Raw genomic sequence first — 20,818 nt, forward strand, 5'->3', positions numbered from 1 at the left:
CCGGTCAGGCGCGGAACTCACGAGAGTGGAGGTTCGATGTCCGACACCGACGATGTCAAGGCCAAGGCCAAGGCTGAGGCCGAAAAGATCGAGGCGGAAGCGAAGAAGGCAGCGGCCAACGTGAAGGACGCAGCCGATCGCGCGGCGGGCAGAGTGAAGAACGCCTCAAACAGCGACAAGTAGTAGCGAGCTCAGCCCCGCACCCACGATCACCGTGAGTGCGGGGCTTTCGCGTTGGCTACCTGGCCGGTCGGGCGGGCAGGTCGATGACGAGGCGGGCGCCGCCGAGCGGGCTGTCCTCGAAGTACGCCAGCCCACCGTGCAGCTGGGCCTGCTGGGCCACCAGCGCGAGGCCGAGGCCCGAACCGCCCTTGATGGCGTTGGTGCCACGGGCGAACCGCGCGAAGACCGCCTCGCGTTCGCCGGGCACGACGCCGGTGCCGTTGTCGTCGACGGCGATGACGATCCGGCCGTGCGGCGTGCGGTGCGCCGAGACGACGGCTGCGGTGGCGCCGCCGTGCTTGACCGAATTGGTGAGTGCGTTGTCGACCGCCAGGCGCAGGCCTGCGGGCAGGCCGCGGGTCACCAGTTCGGCGTCGGTGTCGATGCGCACCGACAGACCGGGGTTGTGGCGCATGGCGTCGTGGGCGGCCTGATCGCACAGGTCGGCGACATCGGTGGGGACGTGGTCGGTTTCGGCGGTGAGATCGCCGCGGGCGAGCCGTTCCAGCGCGGACAGGGTGGTTTCCACCCTGGTCTCGTTGCGGGCGAGGTCGGCGAGGATCTCGTGGCGCTGTTCGTCGGTGAGGTCGAGGGTGCGCAGGACCTCGAGGTCGGTGCGGATCGCGGTGAGCGGGGTGCGCAGTTCGTGGGCGGAGACGGCGGCGAAATCGCGGGCGGTCTCCAGGGCGGCGGCGGTCTCGGCCTGGGCTTGGTCAACGCGGGCCAGCATGGTGTTCACCGCGTCGGCCAGCTTCACCGCCTCGTCGACACCGGAACCGTCGACCGGTTGCGCGGGCTCGTCCGGCTCGCCGACGGCGCTGCGGGCCGATACCTGCCTGGTCAGCTTCACGATCGGGCCGACCGCACGCCCGGCGAGCAACCAGCCGAGCGCGGCCGCGGCCGCCACCGCGATCGCCGCGCCCGCGAGTACCCAGCGCTGCTGGTCGTCGGTCGCCTTGCTCGCCTCGGTGGTCGGAATCGCCAGCGAGACGGTGCGGCCCGCCGGCTGGTTCTCGGTGGTGGTGAGTACCCGGTAGGGCTGGTCGTTCAGCTCGACGGTCTGCGAGCCGGGCGGCAGGTCCGGCAGTTGGGTCGAGCTCGACGCGGTCACCTGGCCGTCGTCGCGCACCGTGAGCGCCATGGTGTTCTGCAAGCCGGTCAGGTTCACGAAACCGGTTGCCAGTACCGGCTCGATCAGCACGATGCGCGAGGCGATTTCCAGTTGCTGATCGGTTTGGGTGACATTATTGCGTTCGATTGCCTGAAAACCCACGAAAGCGGCGATCGTGACGATGATGACGGCACCTGCCGCAGCCGCTCCCGCGACTCTTGTCCGGAGCGAAAATGATTGTCTGCGACGATGTTTCAGCGAGGGTTCGGAGATCATTTCGATTCCCGGAGTACGAAACCCACCCCGCGAATCGTATGCAAAATCCTTGGCGTGTCATCTATTTCGAGTTTCCTGCGCAGATATCCGACGAACACATCCACCACATTCGTATCGGCTATGAAATCGTAACCCCACACCAATTCCAGCAGCCGTTCGCGTGTCAATACCACACCGGCATTCCGGGCAAGTGTGGACAGCAATTCGAATTCCCTTTTGGTGAGCTCGATTTCGCGTCCGTGCAGGAGCGCGCGATAACCCGCGACATCGACCAGCAGCGGACCGACGGTCAGCGCGCCGGGCGCCACCGGCTCGGGTGTATCGGTGCGACGGCGCAGCAGGGCCTTGATCCTGGCCACCAGTTCGGCCAGCTCGAACGGCTTCACCAGATAGTCGTCGGCGCCCGACTCGAGGCCCGCGATCCGGTCGTCCACCGAGGCGCGGGCACTGAGCACGCAGATGGGCACGTCGTTGCCCATCGCACGCAAGGCCGTGACCACGCCCGCACCGTCGAGGACCGGCATGTTCATGTCGAGGACCACCGCGTCGGGTGCCTGTTCGGCGACGGCCCGCAGCGCGGCACCACCGTCGCGCGCGACGAGTACCCGGAACCCGGACAGTCGCAGGCCCCGTTCGACCGAGGCGAGAACGTCCTCGTCGTCGTCGACGACAAGCACCGTAGAGGAAGTCACAGGGTGAGCTTATATTTCTGGCGGCGCGGGCGCCGCGTGGTCTCGGCCTGGCGGCCTCGATCTTCCCTCCCGGCGGGCACTCCTTCGTCGCACCCTCTGGTCAGTCCAGATCGAGGCGGCCGAGACGCCCCTGCGGGGCTGTAAAGACCTCGGATGTTCACGGTGTGGGGGAGACCGGGTCGTTGTCCTGTTCGGGGCTGGCGGCGGCCGTGGTGATGTTGCCGAGCGGTGGGTTGGCGAGGATGCGGTCGGCGAGAGCCGTCAGGACGTGGGGATCCTCGATGGTGGCGGGGGGTTCGACGTGTTCACCGGCGGTGAGCTGGCGGATCGTCTTGCGCAGGATCTTGCCGGAGCGGGTCTTGGGCAGGCCGGTGACGATGATCGAGTCGTGCAGGGTGGCGATCGCGCCGATCTGGGTGCGCACCCGGTCGTCGAGTTCGGCGCGCAGCTGCTGCTGGTCGATCTCGACACCCTGCTTGAGCACCACGTACGCCAGCGGGAGGCTGCCCTTGAGCTCGTCGGGCATGCCGATCACGGCGCATTCGGCGACGGCCTCGTGCCCGGCGATCGCGGCCTCGATGCTGCCCGCCGACAGGCGGTGCCCGGCGATGTTGATCACGTCGTCGCTGCGGCCGAGGACGAACAGGTAGCCGTCCTCGTCGAAGTAGCCGGAGTCGCCGGTGAGGTAGTGGCCGGGGAAGGCCGACAGGTACGAGCGGATGAAACGTTCCCGGTCGCGCCACAACCCGGTCAGGCAGCCGGGGGGCAGCGGCAGCCCGATGACGATGTTGCCCTCGGTTCCGGTGGGCACCGCGTTGCCGTTCGCGTCGAGTACGCGCAGCCGGTAGCCGGGCACCGGCACACTCGCCGAACCGGACTTGACGGGCAGTTCCTGCAGGCCGAGCGGGTCGGCGCAGATCGGCCAGCCGGTCTCGGTCTGCCACCAGTGATCGACCACGGGAGTGCCGGGATGGTCGGCGAGCAGGGTGCTCGTCGCCCACTCGAAGGTGGCCGGATCGAGGCGCTCGCCCGCGCAGAACAGCGCGCGCAGCCGGGACAGGTCGTGGCGGTGGGCCGCGGTGGCGTCGGGGTCGGCGCGGCGGATCGCGCGCAACGCGGTCGGGGCGGTGAACAGCACCCGCACGTCGTGCTCGTCGACGATCCGCCAGTACGCGCCCGCGTCGGGGGTGCCGACGGGTTTGCCCTCGTAGAGCACCGTCGTCGCACCGACCAGCAAGGGCGCGTACACGATGTAGGAGTGGCCGACGACCCAGCCCACATCGGAGGCGGCCCAGAACACCTGACCAGGGCCGACGTCGTAGATATTGCGCATCGACCAGGCCAGCGCCACCGCGTGTCCGCCGTTGTCGCGCACCACGCCCTTCGGTCTTCCGGTGGTGCCGGAGGTGTAGAGGATGTAGAGCGGATCGGTGGCGGCCACCGAGACCGGATCGGCGGGCGCCGCGCCGTCGACGCAGGCGTCCCAATCGACCCAGCGGGCGGCGACGGTCTGCTCCGAGGACGGCAGCACGTCGGTGGCGGGCAGGGCAGCGGGGAACTCGATCGTGGTGAACTCGGGGCGCTGCTTGACGATCACCGTGCGCACCGACGCGGTCTCGGCGAGATCGAGCGCGGCCATCACGATCGGCGGGTACTCGATGCGGCGGTTGGGTTCGAGCCCGCCCGAGGCGGTGACGATCAGGACCGGCTCGGCGTCGTCGATGCGGGCGGCCAGTTCGGGCGCGGCGAACCCGCCGAACACCACCGAGTGCACCGCGCCGATGCGGGCACACGCCAGCATCGCGATCACCGCTTCGGGGATCATCGGCAGATAGATCACCACTCGATCACCGGCCACCACACCGAGATCGCGCAGAGCACCGGCGAACTCGGCCACTGTGCCGAGCAATTCCGCGTAGGTGTGAATCGTGGTGGTGTCCGTCATAGCCGAGACATATATGAGGGCCGGTCGATCGGCGTGTCCACCCTGCTCGACAGTGCCGGCCCGGACGTGGCGATCGAGAGCATTCACACAGGTATTGAGGCGGCCATCGGGGAACCACCTGGCCGACCGCTTGTCGGCGGCATCCACGATCTGCTGCGGTTCGACATCCCACTCGATGCTCTGAGCTGCGGCGGACCAGAAGTCGGCTGGGTCGACCAGGCTGGTCTGATAGACCGGCCGGTACTCGTGTTCGGTGTCCAACCCCGTGACTCCCTAGCCTCGCTTCGATGCCCGCTCGATAGATCCAGATGATTGTGGCAGACTTCACGCGACACCCGATGGGGTGCCGCGACCTTTGGTTTTGCCTACAACAGGCTGGTCATGGAGCGGACCTCGACCGGGAGTCAGCCAAGAAGTTATTGATCCGTTAGAATCCGATGTCACTTATTCGGGCAGTCGTAGACGCAATTTCTCGGCCAGCCGTAGTTCTCGGCCAGCAGCCACTGGCGAGCCACCATCGCGCCTGTGGAGGTTCGCCTCAGGCGCACGGTACGAGGCCAGTTTGGAAAGTGAGTGGGAGATGCGTGACGCCGCTAGGTCCGGCAGCAAACGCTGGGCGCTCGGCAACTGGGACCTGCGTTGGAAGGTTACGGCCGTCCTTGCCGTGCCACTCGCGGTCGCGGTCGGGCTCGGCGTGTCGAGAATTACCTCCGAGTTCTCGGAGGCCAACCGGCTCTCCAGTATCAACGAGCAGGTAGACACGATTCCGACGGTCACCGCGCTGAGTGCCGGCACGGCGAAGGTGGCCGGCAGCCAGCTGGTGCCTGCCGGTCCGGGGGTCACCCTGGTCACCGACAAAGACCTCACCGATCTCGACGCCGCGGTCGCCGCGGCCGAGACCTCCCTCGGCCGGCTGACCGAGCTGCCTGCTGCGCATGGCGCGCTCGAGCGGATGGTCAAGCAGGCCAAGAACGTGCGCGCGCAGGGTAAGGCGCTGTCGTCGTCCGCCGAGCCGGTGCTGTCCTCGGTCGAGCAGATGACCAAGGACAGCGTCAGCATCGTGGAAACCACCATCGCTCAGGTGAGCGATCCGGTGATGGACACGGCCAAGCTGCGTCTGGTCGACTCGCTCAACACGCGTTCGGTGCTCGTCGATGAGCTCGCCGGTCTGGCCGGGATGCTGCGTGGGCAGGAAACCGGGGCGCAGACCTTCCTCACCGGTGTCGCGACCGAGCGCCATCTGCTCGACGTGCTGGCCAACCGCTTCCCCGACGGCGATCGGGTGATCGCCGACCTCAAGGCTCAGGCCGATATCCGGGCGAACCTGGTCAGCGGTCCCGAGGTGGCCGCGGGCAAGCTGCCCGTCGGCGACTTGCGTACCTCGCTCTACTCGAGTTTGCAGGCCTACGAAGGCGTCGTGAACGAGGCCACCAAGGCCATCGAGGTCTCGATGGACGAGCTCACCGATGCGTCCGCCACCGGTGCCTGGACCTATACCGCTGTCGTCATCGCGACGATCCTTGCCGCGCTCCTGCTCGCCGTGTTCGTCGCCCGCTCGATGATCGTGCCGCTGCACCGCCTTCGCCTGGCCGCGCTGCGCGTCGCCGAGTCCGATCTGCCGCACGAGGTGGCCCAGCTCCGCAACGGTGCCGCGCCCGAGGACGTGCCGCTCGAGCCGATGCCGGTGCGCTCCGACGAGGAGATCGGCCAGCTCGCCCGCGCCGTCGACGATATCCACGGTCAGGCGCTACGCCTGGCCAGCGACCAGGCGCAGATGCGGTCGCAGGTCAACGATATGTTCGAGACGCTGGCCCGCCGGTCCAAGTCGCTCGTCGACCATCAGCTCACCCTCATCGAGGCGATGGAGTACGACGAGAAGGACCCGCGCCTGCTCGAGAACCTCTTCCGGCTCGACCACCTCGCCGCGCGCATGCGCCGCAACGGTGACAACCTGCTGATTCTCGCGGGCACCAAGCAGCGCCGCACCAAATCCGCCCCGGTCGAGATCGCCGACGTGCTTCGTGCCGCGATCTCCGAGGTCGAGGACTACGAACGGGTCAAGCTCGGCGCCACGCCGCGCGGCTCGCTGGTCGAACCGGCCGCCTCCGATATGGCGCACCTGTTCGCCGAGCTGCTCGACAACGCGCTGCGGGCCTCCCCGCCGGAGACCGACGTCAAGTTCACCTTCGCCCAGGCGCACGACCAGGGTCTGCTGATCGAGGTCGCCGACCGCGGCATCGGTATGCCGCCCGCGGAGATGTCGGAAATCAACCACCGGCTCGAGCAGACCGCCGAGCCCGGCCCCGACACCGCCCGCCACATGGGTCTGTTCGTGGTCGGCCGACTCGCCGAGCGCCACGGTCTCACCGTGCGGCTGCGCCCGACCTTCGATACCGCCCGCGACCCCGGCGTCACCGTCACCGTGCACGTGCCGGTCGGCCTGATCGTCTCGGGTGCGGGCGGCACCGTGATCCCGCCGCAGCAGTTGCAGAAACAACAGCCGAGTCCGCAGACACCGCCGCAGCAGCAGAACCCGCAGCAGCCGACGAGCACCATGCAGACCCGCGCGATCACCCGCACTCCGGGCGGCAACGTGATGATCACCGTGGATCCCGGCGTCAGCGGGCCGGCCCCGGCGGGTGCCGGCGGTGGGTTGCCGCAGCGTTCGCCGGGTAACTCGATGGCTTCGGGCATGGCCCAGGACGCGACCGAGCAGTCGTCGCCGTCGCTGCGTCCGCCCGCGCCCGGACAGACGAACGTGCCTCAGCGTGGCAAGCTCGCCGCGGCCAACCTGCCCAAGCGCAATCTGGCACCGGGTGGACCGCGTCCGCCCGCCGGACCGGGTCAGCAGGGTCCGGGTGAGCAGCAGCCCGGTGGACCGCCGCAGGCCGGTGGTGGGCTGCCGCAGCGTCAGCCGGGTGCCAACGGTGCGCCGTCGCGGGATTCCGCGCAGCCGCCTGCGCAGCCGCCGCGTGACTCGGCACCGCCCCAGCGCGATTCGGCACCGCCCCAGCGCGATTCGGCACAGACGCAGCGGGGGAGCACCCCCGGTGGTCTGCCGCAGCGTTCGCCGGGTGCCAACGGTGCCCCGCAGCGTGATCCTTCGGTCGGCCTGCCGCAGCGTGATCTGTCGCAGCGGCTGCCGCAGCGTGAGCAGACCGGTGGTCTGCCCCAGCGTGAGCAGACCGGTGGTCTGCCCCAGCGTGATCCGGCAACGGGTCTGCCGCAGCGTGATCCGGCAACGGGTCTGCCGCAGCGTGACGCCGCGAACGCGCAGCGTGATCCGGCGCAGTCGACCGGTTTGCCGCAGCGTGGTCAGGGAAGCGCCGCGCCGCAGCGTGATTCCGCGCCGCAGCGTGATTCCGCGCCGGTGCAGCGTGATCCCTCGACCGGACTCCCACCGCGAGGCAATCCCTCCGGCGGCCTGCCGCAGCGCGATCCCGCGCCGCGTCTGCCGCATCGGGATCAGTCCGGCGGCTTGCCAAGGCTCGATCCGATCAGTGGTGGTCTGCCGCAGCGTGATCCGGCCGGCGGACTCCCGCAGCGTGACCAGACCGGCGGGTTGCCCCAACGCGACCCGGCCACTGGCCTGCCGCAGCGTGAGCAGACCGGCGGCCTCCCGCCGCGTGATCCGTCGAACGGCCTGCCGCAGCGTGAGCAGACCGGCGGCCTCCCGCAGCGTGATCCGTCGAACGGCCTTGCGCAGCGTGAGCAGACCGGTGGTCTGCCGCAACGTGATCCGGCCGGCGGCCTCCCGCAGCGGGCCCAGCCCACCCGCCCGGCCAACGGCCTGCCGCAGCGCGCAACCCCTGCGCCGCAGCAGAATCCGGCCGGCAACGGTCTGCCGCAGCGCGCCCCGGCCGCGGGTCAACCGCAGCCAGACGCGCCCAACGGCCTGCCCCACCGTGCGGCTGCGCCGAATGGGCTGCCGCAGCGCGATCCCGGGGCTAGTGTTGTCCCGCAGGCGAACGCTGGGCCAGGAGTGGCTCTGCCGCAACGGGATCGGGACCCTGCGGGGCCGGATAACGCTGCGTCGGCAGGGCGTGATCCGGGTCGGCACAGCTTCCGGTCCAATCCAGTCAAGGCTGCGTCGTTCTTCCAGACCAGGTTGCAGCCGGCACCGGAAGGTGATTCCGTGATGGGCGGAACGCCGATCTTCGCCGAGATGATGTCGGCGTGGCTCACGGACGAGAATTCCGACCGGAACCAGATGGCTGCCGCCTTCGAATCACCGGGTGACGAGGGTTGGCAGGCCGCACGCGCGGCCAGCGAAGCCCAGTCCGAGGTGCGTACCGCCGCCGGCTTGCCTCAGCGCAGTCCGGGCGGAAGGCTTGTCCCGGGTGGTGTGAGCGGCACCGCCGATCGCACCCCGCAGCAACGCGATCCCGCCACGATCCGGAACAGCCTGAGTCGTCACCAGCAGGGTGTCCGGGATGGCCGCGCAATGAAGGCAATGAACCTAACCGGAGATAAAGGAGACCGATGAACCCCGATCTAGGTGGTACGAACCGTCAGCTGGATTGGCTGGTTTCGAACTTCGCCAACGAGGTTCCTGGCGTAGCCCATGCCGTCCTGGTCTCGGCTGACGGACTGTTGATGGCCGCGAGCGCTCAGCTCCCGGTCGACCGCGCAGAGCAGCTCTCCGCGGTGACCGCCGGACTGGCGAGCCTTTCCGTCGGCGTGTCGAATCTGTTCGAAGGCGGTACGGTACTCCAGTCCGTCGTCGAGATGGAGCACGGTTACCTGCTGCTCATGGCAGTCGGCGACGGCTCGTATCTAGCAGTCCTGACCAACACCTCGTGTGACATCGGTCAGGTCGGCTACGAAATGGCACTTCTGGTCGAGCGCGTCGGCCAGACGGTCCAGGCCACGCCGCGCGTCACGATGGGTTCCTGATGGTGGGATGGACATAGACGATCACCGCATGGGGAGCGCCGAGCCCAGTCTCGTCCGCCCGTACTCCTTGACTGCCGGCCGTACCAGGCCGGCGGTCGAGTTGGCGCTGGAGGCACTCGTCGCATCGCATCCGGTCGCCATGGAGCGGCAGTACGAACTGAACAACCTCGAAACGTCCATCGTGGAGTTGTGCAGGCAATCGCCGTCCGTTGCCGAGATAGCTGCCCAGCTGTACATCCCGATCGGGGTGGCCCGGGTACTCGTAGCCGATCTGATCGAGGCCGGTCACGTCCGGGTTTCGGCAACATTGAAAGACGATTCCAGCGACGATGAACGTCGCGAGCTGATCGAAAGGGTTCTCAGTGGACTCCGGCGTATTTGATTCGACGGCGCAGGTCGACACCCGCACGGCCAAGCCGACTTCGGCGAAGATCGTGGTCGCCGGTGGCTTCGGTGTGGGTAAGACCACGATGGTCGGCGCGGTGTCGGAGATCGTTCCGCTGCGCACCGAGGCGTTGGTCACCAACGCCAGTACCGGAATCGACAACCTGACCGGTATTCCGCAGAAATCGACCACCACGGTGGCGATGGACTTCGGCCGCATCAGTCTCGCCGACGACCTGGTTCTGTACTTGTTCGGTACGCCGGGCCAGTACCGGTTCTGGTTCATGTGGGACGACCTGATCCGCGGCGCCATCGGCGCCGTGGTGCTGGTCGACACCCGCAGGCTCGAAGACAGCTTCGCCGCTGTCGATTACTTCGAGGCCCGCGGGCTGCCGTTCCTGGTGGCGCTCAACGAGTTCGACGACGCACCGAAGTACCCGCTCGAGGACATCCGCCAGGCCCTGGCGGTTCCCGCCGACGTGCCGATCATGTCGATCGACGCCCGTCGCCGGGAACCGGCCAAGCAGGCCCTGGTCGCCTTGACCGAGTACGCACTGCGCAAGGTCATGCAGGGTTACTGAGCTGTTTCGCACGACGGACGGGGCTGCCGCGATGAAGGCCGCAGCCCCGCCCTCGTTCGGGTCGTGCGCATTTCAGGACTCGGGTTCGGGATCGGGCCTGGTCCAGCCCAGGATCATCGCCGGTGCACAGCCACCGGCCATGATCGTGGCCAGCATCATCAGTCCGCCCGCGTAGGCGATGCGATAGGCATCGGCTTGCGGCGAGATCGCGCTGCCGAAGATCAGGTACGCCAGTGGCGGCATGGTCAGCGACTGCGTGAGCGCGAGCCCGGCCGAGCGCGCCTTGTTACGTTCGGTGATCTCCAGTTCGTCGAGCATCTGGTCGGGTGCGTGGTCCTGGCCACCTGATGCGATCCGCAGCATCGTCCAGCTCGGCAGGAACAACAGCGCCGAGACGAGCACGACCCCCGGTGCCCCGAACAGGTCGAGCGCGCGCATCACGCCCGCGAGTGCGATCCCGAGCAGCCCGATGGTCACGACGACCACGAGAATCCGCCGCCTGCGCCGCGGTCGCCAGCTTGTCAGCATCCCCGCTGTGCGTTGCTCCTGCACGAGCCAGCGCCGGACACGATAGTTCTGGTAGCGGTCGATGAGCGTGCTGGTCATGGCATTTCGCCTTTCATACGTGGGTAGAGCTCGGCCGACAACGGCCCGAATTCCTTGCGGGAGAACACGACTTCGACCGGCAGCGCGAACACATCGCAGATGCGCAGCGCCAGATCGAGGCTCGGATAGTGATCGCCACGCTCGAGCGCGCCGATCGTCTGGACGTTGACATCGACGGCCTCGGCAAGCGCCGCCCGGCTCATCCGATGCTCCGCGCGCAAGACAGCGATGCGATTGAAGATCGGCAGGGTTTCCCCTCTTCTGACTGGGCTCACCTAACAGATTGTTGTAAAAACACAACAGAAAGTCAAGGTGTTCCAACGGGTCGCCGCGATTCCGTGATCGACCCCGAACCCGGTCCCGCTACGCTCATAGCGTGCATATGTCGGCGGATGACCTGCTCGGCCAGTTGCTCGATGCGGGCTCTTTTGTGAGCTGGGATCGGGCGCCGATCGAGCCCGCGATGTCGCCGCGTTATCGGCGCGAGCTCGTCGTCGCGGCCGAGCGGGCGGGTACCGATGAGTCGGTGCTGACGGGGGAGGGGTTGTTGCGTGGTCGCCGTGTCGCGGTGATCGCCTGTGAGTTCGCGTTTCTGGCCGGATCGATCGGGGTGGCGGCGGCGGAGCGGATCGTGCGCGCGGTCGAGCGCGCTACCGAACTGGGGCTGCCGTTGATCGCCTCGCCCACCTCCGGCGGCACGCGGATGCAGGAGGGGACAGTCGCTTTCGTGCAGATGGTGAAGATCGCGGGCGCGGTGGCCGTGCACAAGGGGGCGGGACATCCGTACCTGGTGTACCTGCGCGATCCGACGATGGGTGGGGTGTTCGCTTCGTGGGGGTCGTTGGGGCACATCACCTTCGCCGCGCCGGGCGCGCTCATCGGGTTCCTCGGGCCGCGGGTATACGAGGCCTTGTACGGCAGGCCGTTCCCGCCGGGCGTGCAGACCGCGGAGAATCTCTATCGCAACGGTGTGCTCGATGGTGTGGTGACAGTGGAGGTGTTCCGCCGGATCGCCCACCGGGCGATGAGTGTCGCCAGCGGTGTCGTCGTCGAGGTGGCGACCGAGCCGGGTTGGGCTGCGCCGGTGCGCAGTCCGGCGACACCGGCGAATCCGGCTGCGAGCGCCTGGGATTCGGTGCTCAGCTCACGCAGGTCGGGCAGGCCGGGCATTCGGGACCTGCTTCGCCATACGACACAACGGGTTCCGCTCAGCGGTACCGGTCGCGGCGAGTCCGATCGCACCGTGGTGCACGCGCTCGCCCGATTCGCCGGTCAGCCGTGTGTCGTGTTCGGGCACGACCGGTCCGGCCAGGAGGGTGAGCACACCATGGGTCCGGCCGCCCTGCGCGAGGCGCGGCGGGCGATGGTGCTGGCACGTGAATTGCGGCTGCCGCTGGTGCTCGTCATCGACACCGTCGGTGCCGCCCTGTCCAAGGAGGCCGAGGAACGCGGGCTCGCCCCCGAAATCGCTCGCTGCCTGGCCGATCTCGTCACCCTCGACACGCCCACCGTCTCCGTGCTGCTCGGCCAGGGCACCGGCGGCGGTGCGCTCGCGCTGTTGCCCGCCGACCGGGTGCTCGCCGCCAGACACGGCTGGCTCGCCCCGCTGCCGCCGGAAGGGGCAAGCGCCATCGTCTTCAGAGATACCGCGCACGCTCCGGAAATGGCTGCGGCGCAAGGTATCAGGTCGGCGGACCTGCTCGAAGACGGTGTGGTGGACCGCATCGTCGAGGAGTACCCGGATGCCGCCGACGAACCGGTCGCCTTCGCCCGTCGCACGGTCCTCGCGATCGCCGCCGAACTGGCCGCGCTGCGCACCTGCGAGCCCGCCGAACTGCGATCGATGCGGCAGACCCGATACCGGCGCATCGGACTGTCCGGAGCCGCGTACTGAGCCACCGGCAATCCCCTGACCAGCGCCCCGTTTTGTGCCAGGGGGAAACACGCGACGCGCCGTCGTTGACGCCACACCGAACCACTTCTACCTTCGAGAGGGTGACCTTCCGCAGCGAGAGCAGCCCTGTCCCCACCATCGTGCTCAATGACGGGAACGTGATCCCACAGCTCGGCTTCGGTGTGTTCCAGGTGCCCGCGGACGACGTCACCGGGGTGGTGGCCGAGGCGTTGAAGGTCGGCTACCGCAGTATCGACACGGCCGCGGTCTACGGAAACGAGGAAGGCGTAGGCCGCGCCATCGGTGAATCGGGGATTCCCCGCGACGAACTCTTCATCACCACCAAGCTGTGGAACGCCGATCAGGGCTACGACAGCACCCTGCGTGCCTTCGATGCCAGCATGCAGCGCCTCGGCCTGGACTATCTCGACCTGTATCTGATCCACTGGCCCGTACCGTCGGCAGGCCGCTTCGTCGACACGTTCCGCGCGTTCCAGGCGCTCAAGTCGCAGGGCCGGATCGGTTCGATCGGTGTCTCCAACTTCCGGGTGATCGACCTGGAGACCCTGATCGCCGAGGCGGGCGAGACCCCCACGGTGAACCAGATCGAATTACATCCCACACTTTCCCAGCGTGACCTGCGCCAATACGATGCCAATCACGCGATCGCCACCGAGGCGTGGAGCCCACTCGGGCAGGGCACCCTGCTCGACAACCCGACCATCGCCGCCATCGCGTCCGAGCTCGACCGCACGCCCGCGCAGGTCATCATCCGGTGGCACCTGCAGCTGGGCAATATCGTCATCCCGAAGTCGGTTACGCCGTCGCGGATCGCCGAGAACTTCGACGTGTTCACCTTCGAGCTCGATGCCACGGCGATGGAGTCGATCGGCCGCCTCGACGCGGGCAAACGGGTCGGCGCCGATCCGTCGACGTTCAGCGTCGGTCTGGCCTGATCCCCAGGTAGCCGGTCAGTTCCCGGGCCGCGGCCCGGCCCGCCCGGTTGGCGCCGATCGTGCTGGCCGACGGTCCGTAGCCGATGAGATGGATGCGCGGGTCGACGGCCACCTGGGTCGCCAATCGCCCGGTCATGGTGACCCCGCCGCCGGGTCCGCGCAGCCGCAGCGGTGCCAGATGGTCCAGTGCGCTGCGGAAACCGGTCGCCCACAGGATGACGTCGGCCGCCTGGAAACTGCCGTCGGCCCATCGCACGCCGGTGGGCTCGATCCGCTCGAACATCGGCAGCCGCCGCAACGCACCCCGCTCGCGAGCGGCCAGCAAACGTTCGTCGAGCACCAGCCCCGTCACCGAGACGACCGATCCCGGTGGCAGCCCCGCGCGCACGCGGTCTTCCACCAGTGCCACCGCGTCGCGCCCGTCCTGCTCGGCGAACGGCGTCTCCCGCCACCGCGGCTGCGACCTGGTGACCCATGTGGTGGAGGTCACGAGCGAGATTTCGTCGAGCAACTGCACTGCCGAGATCCCCCCACCGACGATGACCACCTGTTTGCCCGCGAACTCCTCAGCCGTGTGGTAATCGCGAGTGTGCAGCTGGCGTCCGGTGAAGGTGCCTGCGCCCGGATATCGGGGGATGAACGGATGCTCCCAGGTGCCGGTGCCGTTGATCAGACCCCGCGCGCGCAAGGTGCCCGCACCCTCGGTTTCCACCTGCAGTACCTCGCCACGGCCCGCGCAGCTCTGGCCGTCGGCGGTCCGATCGCAGACCACTTTCACCGTCACCTGTCGTTGAACACGCAGGTCGAAGCGCTGTTCATACAGCTCGTAGTAGTGCGGCACCGCAGTTGCCGCGCGCGCCGACTCCGACCCGGCGGGCAATGTCTCGGCGAAGGACATCCCCGGCAGATCGTGCACTCGGTTCACCGTCGTCAGGGTCAGCGAAGGCCAGCGGAACTGCCAGGCGCCACCGGGACCTGGTGCGTGGTCGACAATGCGGAAATCGCGTTCGGGCACCAGCCCGAGCTTGCGCAGGTGGTACCCGGCCGAGAGCCCTGCCTGACCCGCGCCGATCACCAGGATGTCGACATCCGTCGCAGGCGGGGCAGAATAATCGTGAACCACAGCCGTCGATGCTATCGCCTTACCGGGCGTTGTCGGCGGCCTGTGGCAGAGTGGGAACATCCACGAAATCCGGTGATTCTGGGGAGGTTACGTCTGGTGGCTGACCGTTGTTCTTCTATGGCGAGAGTTATGTTCCCTGGTCAGGCCGTTGTGTTCTGCCGCCGGGTATCTCAGCCTGGAAAGAAGGGCGATCGGGCCTCGCAGGTCGTGGCGGTGGAGAAGTTCTGCGAGCTGACCGGCGGTGGCGCGTGAAGGTCACCCGCATCGCCTACAGCCGGAGCCTCAACGACGGTAAGTATGGGCAGCTTCAAGAGCAGGCCAGGCGTCTTGGTGTGGTGCGGTCGCTGGTGTGGCGGCAGTTCGGTTCGATACAGGGTCTCGCGTGGTCGGACCGGCAGATCCGTGATGTGTGGATCGTCGACGGGACCGCGCAATCCTTCGGCGTGCTGGCCAACGCCTGGAAGGAGACAGTGCGCGACGCGGTCGCCGATATCACCGCGAACCGCGAGGCCGCAAAGGTCAAGGCCCGCCGGGCGATCAACCGGCGTACCAACAACGATACCGAGCGTAAGCGCCTGTACACCGCGCTCAATCGCGGCACCTGGGACAGGGACTCGTATCTGACCAGGCTCATGCGCCGACACTGGCGGCACGGCCGGAACAAGACGACGAATCAGATCGTGGTCCGCGCCGATCAGTACAAGACATTCACTGTCGCTGAGGGCGGGAACCTCTGGCTGGCCGTGCCCGGGTTGGAACGCCGACAGCTCGTCCGCATCCCGCTGAACACCACCGTCGCCCCCACCGGCACGCTGCGGCCGATCCTGCGCGGCAACCGGGTCGAAGTGCATTACCAGATCAACGCCGAGACGATGAAATCTTCGAATCGGCCGGTCGGCAACCGCACGCTCGGCGTCGACAAGGGATACACCGAAGTCCTCACCAAGACTTTCGCCGGTCGTAAGAAGCTGGGGAAGAACACGAACCGAAGGCTCGCCGCGTGGGCCAAGGGCGTCACCGCGGAAGCACTTCAAGCCGTGTCGGACCGCAGAGGTTCTGCGGTGCGGCTGGTCAACGCTGCCTATACCTCCCAAGTCGTTCCCTTCACGAATATTCTTGGTGTCCGCAAAGGGGACCGACTTCACTGCACCGAGTGCAGGGCGGTATGGCAAGCAGACCACGCCGCAGCGATCAACATCCGGGAGCGAGGCGGAGATCCCGGCATCTCCCTGCACACCAAGCACACGCTGGTGAAGCAGATCCTCCAGGAACGGACCGATCGCCAACGGACCAGACTGCCGGTCCAGGACTCCAGCACATCGCTGTGTGGGTGCGGAGAGCGAAACATCCGAATGCTCATCTCTGAGCAATGAACAGGAAGCAGATTGCATGCTCGGCGTGACCCGCGATGGTGATGTGATCACCATCGAACTACAGCGCGAAGAACGGCGCAACGCGCTCAACGAGGACCTGGTCGGGCAGTTGCGCGCCGCGGTACTCGACGCGGTGGCCGAGGGCGCGCGTGCCATCGTGCTCACCGGCCGCGGCCCGATCTTCAGCGCGGGTGCCGATCTGTCGGGGGTGTACTCCGAGTCGTTCCTGAGCGGTCTGCTCGACATGCTGCACACCATCGAATCGGTTCCCGTTCCGGTGATCTCGGCGATCAACGGCGGCGCGCTCGGTGCGGGCGTACAACTGGCACTGGCCTCGGACCTGCGGGTGATCGAGCCCGACGCCTACATCGCGGTGCCCGCGGCCAAGCTCGGCATCTCGGTCGACCGCTGGACGGTGTCGCGGCTGGCCAGCCTGATCGGTGGCGGCCCCGCCCGCACGATCCTGCTCGGCGCCGAATCCGTCTCCGCCGCAGACGCTTACGCCTACGGCTTCGCGAACAAGCTCGGCACCCTCGCCGACGCCAAGGACTGGGCCAAGTCCATCGCCGCACTCGCGCCGCTGTCGCTGCAAGCTATGAAACTGATGCTCAACGACGACGGCACCGGCGACCCGGCGAGCGCGCAACAGCAGGCCGCGCTGGAAGCCGCGTGGAGCAGCGACGACGCCAAAGAGGGCCGCCTGGCCCGGCAGGAGAAGCGTCCGGCGAAGTTCGTGGGCCGCTGATGCGGATCACACGCCTGGCGGGTTCGGTGGCGAGCACCTTCGGTCTCGCCTGGATGGCACGCGCGGTGTGGGGCCTGCCCACCTCGATCGGCGCGGGCCCGTCGGCGATCGCGCCGACCGCGGTCGGCAAGTCCTCCTACCGCGACGGCCGTTTCCACAACACCGAGCCGAGTTCCATGCTCGCCGCCGGTGCGGCACCGTCGCTGATCTGGTCGGGACTCACCAAGGGGCGTGCCGGCCGCCCGGCGAACCCTGTCCCGCTGGTCACCCCCGCCGTTCCCGAGCAGGCCGCCGAACTCGCTGTCACCTGGTACGGGCACGCGAGCGCGCTGGTCGAACTCGACGGCTACCGCGTGCTGGCCGACCCGGTGTGGAGTGAACGGGTCTCCCCGTCCCCGGTGGTCGGCCCCGCCCGTCTGCACCCGGTCCCCGGCGAGCTGTCGCAGCTGCCGACCGTCGACGCGGTGATCATCTCCCACGATCATTACGACCACCTCGACAAGGCCACCGTCGACGAACTCGTCCGCACCCAGCTCGCCCCGTTCGTGGTGCCCACCGGCATCGGCGCGCACCTGCGGCAGTGGGGTGTGCCCGAATATCGGATCATCGAGCTCGACTGGGGTGGCTCGGTCTCGCTCGGCCGTGATCCCGACGACCGCGGCCTCACCATCACCTGCGCCGAGGCCAGGCATTTCTCCGGCCGCGGCCTGGTCCGCAACACCACGCTGTGGGCGTCGTGGGCGCTGTCGGGGCCGACCAAGCGGGTCTACTTCGGCGGCGACACCGGCTACACAAAGGCGTTTTCCCAGGCGGGCGCGGTGCTCGGCCCCTTCGATCTCACGCTGCTGCCCATCGGCGCCTACGACGAACGCTGGACCGATGTCCACATGAACCCCGAAGAGGCGGTGCGCGCACACGCCGACCTGTGCCTGGGCGACGCCGCCTACGGACTGCTGGTCCCGATCCACTGGGCCACGTTCAATCTGGCCTTCCACGGCTGGTCCGAACCCGTCCGGCGCCTGGTGTCGGCCGCCGCCGACGCGGGTACTCCGGTCGTAGTGCCCAAGCCGGGCCAGCGGGTGGTTCCGAATGACCTCCCACCACGGGATTCGTGGTGGGAAGATGTCGAGTGACCCTCCTCTCGAAAGGAACATCGGTAGATGAGTCTCGTGGATACCTTGAAGGGCTTGCTCGGTAAGGGCAAGGAAACGGTCGAACAGAACGCCGACAAGATCAATGAGGCGGTCGACAAGGCCGGCACCTTCATCGATGACAAGACCAAGGGCAAGTACAGCGACAAGATCGAGAAGGGCAAGGAAGCGGCCAAGAAGGTCGTGCCTCCGCAGGCAGGCCCCGGCACTGCCGCCCGCGGCCCCGCACCGACCGATCCTGGACCCAAGGCCTGATTCCGGTGCGCGGGGACCGGTAGACGGTCCCCGCCGCTGGCGATCGCGTCGATGGTCCGCCGGGAATTTCGGGGCGCACCGGGTGAACCGGATATCGAGGTTGAGCTCAGCAACCTCGACAAGGTCCTGTACCCGGCAACCGGTACGACGAAAGGCGAGGTGATCGCCTACTATTCGGCGATCACCGAGGCTGCGCTGCCCCATCTCGTCGGTCGCCCGGTCACCAGGAAACGGTGGCCGAACGGCGTCGACCACGCCGATTTCTTCGAGAAGAACCTCCCCGAGCACGCGCCCGCGTGGATCCACCGCACCGCGATCGAGCATTCCAGCCGCCGGGTGGTGTACCCACTGATCGATTCCGAGGCCGGGATGGCCTGGCTCGCACAGCAGGCGGCGCTGGAAATCCATGTGCCGCAATGGCGTTTCGACGCAGGTGATCGCGGCCCGGCCACCAGGATCGTGTTCGATCTCGACCCCGGCTCCGGTGCCGGGCTGGCCGAATGCGCGCGGGTCGCGCTGGCCGTGCGTGCGATGGTCGCCGATATCGGCATGCGGGCGTTCCCGGTGACCAGTGGTAGCAAAGGCATTCACGTCTATGTGCCACTGGATCGGCCGCTGAGTTCGCGTGGCGCGTCCACCGTCGCCAAGCAGGTGGCCGCCAATCTCGAAGCGCTGCACCCGGATCTGGTGACGGCAACCATGGCGAAGGCGGCCCGCACCGGCAAGGTGTTGCTGGACTGGAGCCAGAACAACGCCGCCAAGACCACCATCGCCCCCTACTCGCTGCGCGGTCGCGCCGAACCCAATGCCGCCGCCCCCCGCACCTGGGCCGAGATCGAAGACGCTGATGCGTTGCGCCAGTTGCGTTTCGACGAGGTACTCGCCCGGTGGAAAATCGACGGCGACCTGCTGGCCGACCTCGATCCACCACTGCCGACCCGCCCCGACTCGCTCGCCAAGTACCGCAGCATGCGCGACCCGCAGCGCACCCCCGAGCCTGTCCCCGAGACGACGCCGGAACCAGGCCCCGGCAATCGCTTCGTCATCCAGGAGCATCACGCCCGCCGCCTGCACTGGGATGTGCGCCTCGAGCACGACGGTGTTCTCGCCTCCTGGGCGGTGCCGAAGGGCCCGCCGACCGAGCCGAAACACAATCGCCTCGCCGTGCGCACCGAGGATCACCCCCTCGAGTACCTGCACTTCCACGGCTCCATCCCCCAGGGCGAATACGGCGCTGGGGAGATGACGATCTGGGATTCGGGCACCTATGTCACCGAGAAGTGGCGCTCCGACGAGGTGATCGTCGAACTCGACGGACAGCGGGTGTCCGGCCGCTACGCGTTCATCCAGACCAAGGGCGACCAGTGGCTGATGCACCTGATGCGCGACCAGTCCCGTCGAGACCCCGTGGCCGACAGCAAGTTCCCGCGCGGCTTGTCGCCGATGCTGGCCACCGCGGGCGATGTCGAATCGCTGACCCCAGCGAACTGGTCCTTCGAAACCAAATGGGACGGGTTCCGGGTGATCGTCGAGATCGACGACGGCACGGTCACTGTCCGCAGTCGCGCGGGTAACACGGTGACCGCTCGGTATCCGCGATTGGCCGTTCTCGGTGCGGAACTGGCCGGGCACCAGGTGGTCCTGGATGGCGAAGCGGTGGTGCTCGACGACGCAGGACTGTCGGATATCTCAGCGCTGCAAGCGGATTCGGCCCGCGCGGTGTTCGTCGCCTTCGACGTGCTCTACCTCGACGGCACCTCCCTGCTGCGCAAGAAGTACACCGATCGCCGCGCCGTGCTCGAGGCGCTGGGCAGGCTGTCGCCGTCGATGAATGTCAGTGCGCTGCTGGATGGTTCGGGTGCCGAGGCGATGAAGGCCAGTCGCGAGGAGGGGCAGGAAGGGGTCGTCGCCAAGCGGCTGGATTCGGTGTATCAGCCGGGCAAGCGCAGCCAGACCTGGCTCAAACAGCGCAACTGGCGCTCCCGCGAGGTGGTGGTCGGCGGGTGGCGGCGAAGCGACAAACGCCCGTTCAAGTCGCTGCTGCTCGGTGTGCCGCACGAGGACGGCCTCATCTACGTCGGCCGGGTGGGTACCGGATTCGGTGACGAACAGTCGCGTCGGATCGCCGCCGAGCTGGCCGGGCTGCGGCGTGAGACCTCACCGTTCACCAACGAGATGACCGCCGACGAACGCCATGACGCGCAATGGGTCACCCCTGAGCTCACCGGCACGGTCCGCTTCCAGGCGTGGACCGACACCGGACGGCTCTGGCATCCGGTATGGGACGGTGTGACGAGTTCGCCGCGGTGATGATCTCCGCGAAAGCTGCAATGTTGCTAGGGTAATCGCGTTGTACCCGGTGCCGAATCAACGAGGAGTACGCGGTGGATTTCAAGAACCTGGCGGGCAAGGCGATGGACATGGCTGCCCAGCATGCGGACAAGGTCGACAGCGTGATCGACAAGGCCGGTGACGTGGTCGACGAGAAGACCGGCGGCAAGTTCAGCGGCCAGGTCGACTCCGCCCAGGACGCGGCCAAGAACGCACTGCGCGAGAAGGCCTGATTGTCTCGGCGGGCCGATCACCACCGGCCCGCCGAATCATCGCG

19 protein-coding genes are annotated in these 20,818 nt (G+C 67.8%); 13 read left to right on the top strand and 6 right to left on the bottom strand.

The annotated features are described in order from the left end of the window. The first annotated feature begins 36 nt into the window (after nucleotides 1-36). Entirely contained in the window at nucleotides 37-183 is a 147-nt protein-coding gene (locus tag ACTWPB_RS03515; RefSeq protein WP_446224294.1) for a hypothetical protein, read from the top strand. Between the two features lie 55 nt (nucleotides 184-238). On the opposite strand, the gene ACTWPB_RS03520 is transcribed toward ACTWPB_RS03515, so the two are convergent. From ACTWPB_RS03520 to ACTWPB_RS03530, 3 genes are all read right to left on the bottom strand, one after another. Continuing rightward, a complete protein-coding gene (locus ACTWPB_RS03520) occupies nucleotides 239-1,495 on the bottom strand; it encodes a sensor histidine kinase (RefSeq protein ID WP_446224295.1) in 1,257 nt (418 codons plus the stop codon). Nucleotides 1,496-1,605: 110 nt separating this feature from the next. Next, nucleotides 1,606-2,301, bottom strand: coding sequence for a response regulator transcription factor (locus tag ACTWPB_RS03525; RefSeq protein WP_101464499.1), 696 nt, complete (start codon nucleotides 2,299-2,301; stop codon nucleotides 1,606-1,608). Between the two features lie 157 nt (nucleotides 2,302-2,458). Continuing rightward, entirely contained in the window at nucleotides 2,459-4,507 is a 2,049-nt protein-coding gene (locus ACTWPB_RS03530; protein WP_446224296.1) for an AMP-binding protein, read from the bottom strand. Between the two features lie 319 nt (nucleotides 4,508-4,826). On the opposite strand from ACTWPB_RS03530, the gene ACTWPB_RS03535 reads away from it, so the two are divergent. From ACTWPB_RS03535 to ACTWPB_RS03550, 4 genes are read left to right on the top strand one after another with little or no spacing between them, the layout of a single operon-like run. Next, nucleotides 4,827-8,732, top strand: a complete 3,906-nt coding sequence (locus ACTWPB_RS03535; RefSeq protein ID WP_446224297.1) for an ATP-binding protein — start codon at nucleotides 4,827-4,829, stop codon at nucleotides 8,730-8,732. Continuing rightward, nucleotides 8,729-9,142 (top strand): roadblock/LC7 domain-containing protein, encoded by a 414-nt coding sequence (locus ACTWPB_RS03540; RefSeq protein ID WP_011207200.1) that lies wholly within the window; start codon nucleotides 8,729-8,731, stop codon nucleotides 9,140-9,142. Before ACTWPB_RS03535 ends, ACTWPB_RS03540 begins: the two co-directional genes overlap by 4 nt. A gap of 7 nt (nucleotides 9,143-9,149) precedes the next feature. After that, complete coding sequence (locus ACTWPB_RS03545) at nucleotides 9,150-9,524, top strand: DUF742 domain-containing protein (protein ID WP_056818578.1); 375 nt, start codon at nucleotides 9,150-9,152, stop codon at nucleotides 9,522-9,524. After that, nucleotides 9,505-10,107 (top strand): GTP-binding protein, encoded by a 603-nt coding sequence (locus ACTWPB_RS03550; protein WP_174551063.1) that lies wholly within the window; start codon nucleotides 9,505-9,507, stop codon nucleotides 10,105-10,107. The genes ACTWPB_RS03545 and ACTWPB_RS03550 overlap by 20 nt, the downstream gene beginning before the upstream one ends. Before the next feature lie 72 nt (nucleotides 10,108-10,179). On the opposite strand, the gene ACTWPB_RS03555 is transcribed toward ACTWPB_RS03550, so the two are convergent. Together ACTWPB_RS03555 and ACTWPB_RS03560 are read right to left on the bottom strand one after the other, a co-directional pair. Next, the gene (locus tag ACTWPB_RS03555; protein WP_446224298.1) at nucleotides 10,180-10,713 is read right to left on the bottom strand and encodes a hypothetical protein; all 534 of its coding nucleotides are present in this window, start codon (nucleotides 10,711-10,713) and stop codon (nucleotides 10,180-10,182) included. After that, nucleotides 10,710-10,988, bottom strand: coding sequence for a helix-turn-helix transcriptional regulator (locus tag ACTWPB_RS03560; protein WP_446224299.1), 279 nt, complete (start codon nucleotides 10,986-10,988; stop codon nucleotides 10,710-10,712). Before ACTWPB_RS03560 ends, ACTWPB_RS03555 begins: the two co-directional genes overlap by 4 nt. A 107-nt stretch (nucleotides 10,989-11,095) precedes the next feature. Between ACTWPB_RS03560 and ACTWPB_RS03565 the strand changes: the two genes are divergently transcribed. Beyond that, entirely contained in the window at nucleotides 11,096-12,607 is a 1,512-nt protein-coding gene (locus ACTWPB_RS03565; RefSeq protein ID WP_446226224.1) for a carboxyl transferase domain-containing protein, read from the top strand. 101 nt (nucleotides 12,608-12,708) lie between these two features. Next, complete coding sequence (locus ACTWPB_RS03570) at nucleotides 12,709-13,563, top strand: aldo/keto reductase (RefSeq protein ID WP_446224300.1); 855 nt, start codon at nucleotides 12,709-12,711, stop codon at nucleotides 13,561-13,563. Here the strand turns inward: ACTWPB_RS03570 and ACTWPB_RS03575 are convergent. Next, entirely contained in the window at nucleotides 13,544-14,686 is a 1,143-nt protein-coding gene (locus ACTWPB_RS03575) for an NAD(P)-binding domain-containing protein (RefSeq protein ID WP_446224301.1), read from the bottom strand. The two genes, ACTWPB_RS03570 and ACTWPB_RS03575, sit on opposite strands and share 20 nt — an antisense overlap. Nucleotides 14,687-14,793: 107 nt before the next feature. Here ACTWPB_RS03575 and ACTWPB_RS03580 point away from each other — a divergent pair, with 107 nt between their 5' ends. From ACTWPB_RS03580 to ACTWPB_RS03605, 6 genes are all read left to right on the top strand, one after another. Further along, nucleotides 14,794-16,059 carry a zinc ribbon domain-containing protein gene (locus tag ACTWPB_RS03580; protein WP_446224302.1) on the top strand — a complete coding sequence of 422 codons (1,266 nt, stop codon included), beginning with the start codon at nucleotides 14,794-14,796 and terminating at the stop codon, nucleotides 16,057-16,059. Between the two features lie 16 nt (nucleotides 16,060-16,075). Further along, the gene (locus tag ACTWPB_RS03585) at nucleotides 16,076-16,804 is read left to right on the top strand and encodes an enoyl-CoA hydratase (protein WP_446224303.1); all 729 of its coding nucleotides are present in this window, start codon (nucleotides 16,076-16,078) and stop codon (nucleotides 16,802-16,804) included. Beyond that, a complete protein-coding gene (locus tag ACTWPB_RS03590) occupies nucleotides 16,804-17,937 on the top strand; it encodes an MBL fold metallo-hydrolase (RefSeq protein ID WP_446224304.1) in 1,134 nt (377 codons plus the stop codon). Before ACTWPB_RS03585 ends, ACTWPB_RS03590 begins: the two co-directional genes overlap by 1 nt. A 27-nt stretch (nucleotides 17,938-17,964) precedes the next feature. Beyond that, a complete protein-coding gene (locus ACTWPB_RS03595) occupies nucleotides 17,965-18,210 on the top strand; it encodes an antitoxin (RefSeq protein ID WP_446224305.1) in 246 nt (81 codons plus the stop codon). A 51-nt stretch (nucleotides 18,211-18,261) separates the two neighbouring features. Beyond that, nucleotides 18,262-20,520: an ATP-dependent DNA ligase gene (locus ACTWPB_RS03600; RefSeq protein WP_446224306.1), complete on the top strand. Its 2,259-nt coding sequence runs from the start codon at nucleotides 18,262-18,264 to the stop codon at nucleotides 20,518-20,520. A 74-nt stretch (nucleotides 20,521-20,594) separates the two neighbouring features. After that, nucleotides 20,595-20,774 carry an antitoxin gene (locus tag ACTWPB_RS03605; protein WP_378915720.1) on the top strand — a complete coding sequence of 60 codons (180 nt, stop codon included), beginning with the start codon at nucleotides 20,595-20,597 and terminating at the stop codon, nucleotides 20,772-20,774. The last annotated feature ends 44 nt before the right edge of the window (nucleotides 20,775-20,818 follow it).

It is taken from the genome of Nocardia sp. IBHARD005 (assembly GCF_052814245.1).

What these genes read in the sequence shown, in the direction of transcription:
- ACTWPB_RS03515 (WP_446224294.1), top strand. Translation starts at nt 37, where the DNA reads ATGTCCGACACCGACGATGTCAAGGCCAAGGCCAAGGCTGAGGCCGAA.
- ACTWPB_RS03535 (WP_446224297.1), top strand. Translation starts at nt 4,827, where the DNA reads ATGCGTGACGCCGCTAGGTCCGGCAGCAAACGCTGGGCGCTCGGCAAC.
- ACTWPB_RS03540 (WP_011207200.1), top strand. Translation starts at nt 8,729, where the DNA reads ATGAACCCCGATCTAGGTGGTACGAACCGTCAGCTGGATTGGCTGGTT.
- ACTWPB_RS03545 (WP_056818578.1), top strand. Translation starts at nt 9,150, where the DNA reads ATGGACATAGACGATCACCGCATGGGGAGCGCCGAGCCCAGTCTCGTC.
- ACTWPB_RS03555 (WP_446224298.1), bottom strand. Translation starts at nt 10,713, where the DNA reads ATGACCAGCACGCTCATCGACCGCTACCAGAACTATCGTGTCCGGCGC.
- ACTWPB_RS03565 (WP_446226224.1), top strand. Translation starts at nt 11,096, where the DNA reads ATGTCGGCGGATGACCTGCTCGGCCAGTTGCTCGATGCGGGCTCTTTT.
- ACTWPB_RS03585 (WP_446224303.1), top strand. Translation starts at nt 16,076, where the DNA reads ATGCTCGGCGTGACCCGCGATGGTGATGTGATCACCATCGAACTACAG.
- ACTWPB_RS03590 (WP_446224304.1), top strand. Translation starts at nt 16,804, where the DNA reads ATGCGGATCACACGCCTGGCGGGTTCGGTGGCGAGCACCTTCGGTCTC.
- ACTWPB_RS03595 (WP_446224305.1), top strand. Translation starts at nt 17,965, where the DNA reads ATGAGTCTCGTGGATACCTTGAAGGGCTTGCTCGGTAAGGGCAAGGAA.
- ACTWPB_RS03600 (WP_446224306.1), top strand. Translation starts at nt 18,262, where the DNA reads ATGGTCCGCCGGGAATTTCGGGGCGCACCGGGTGAACCGGATATCGAG.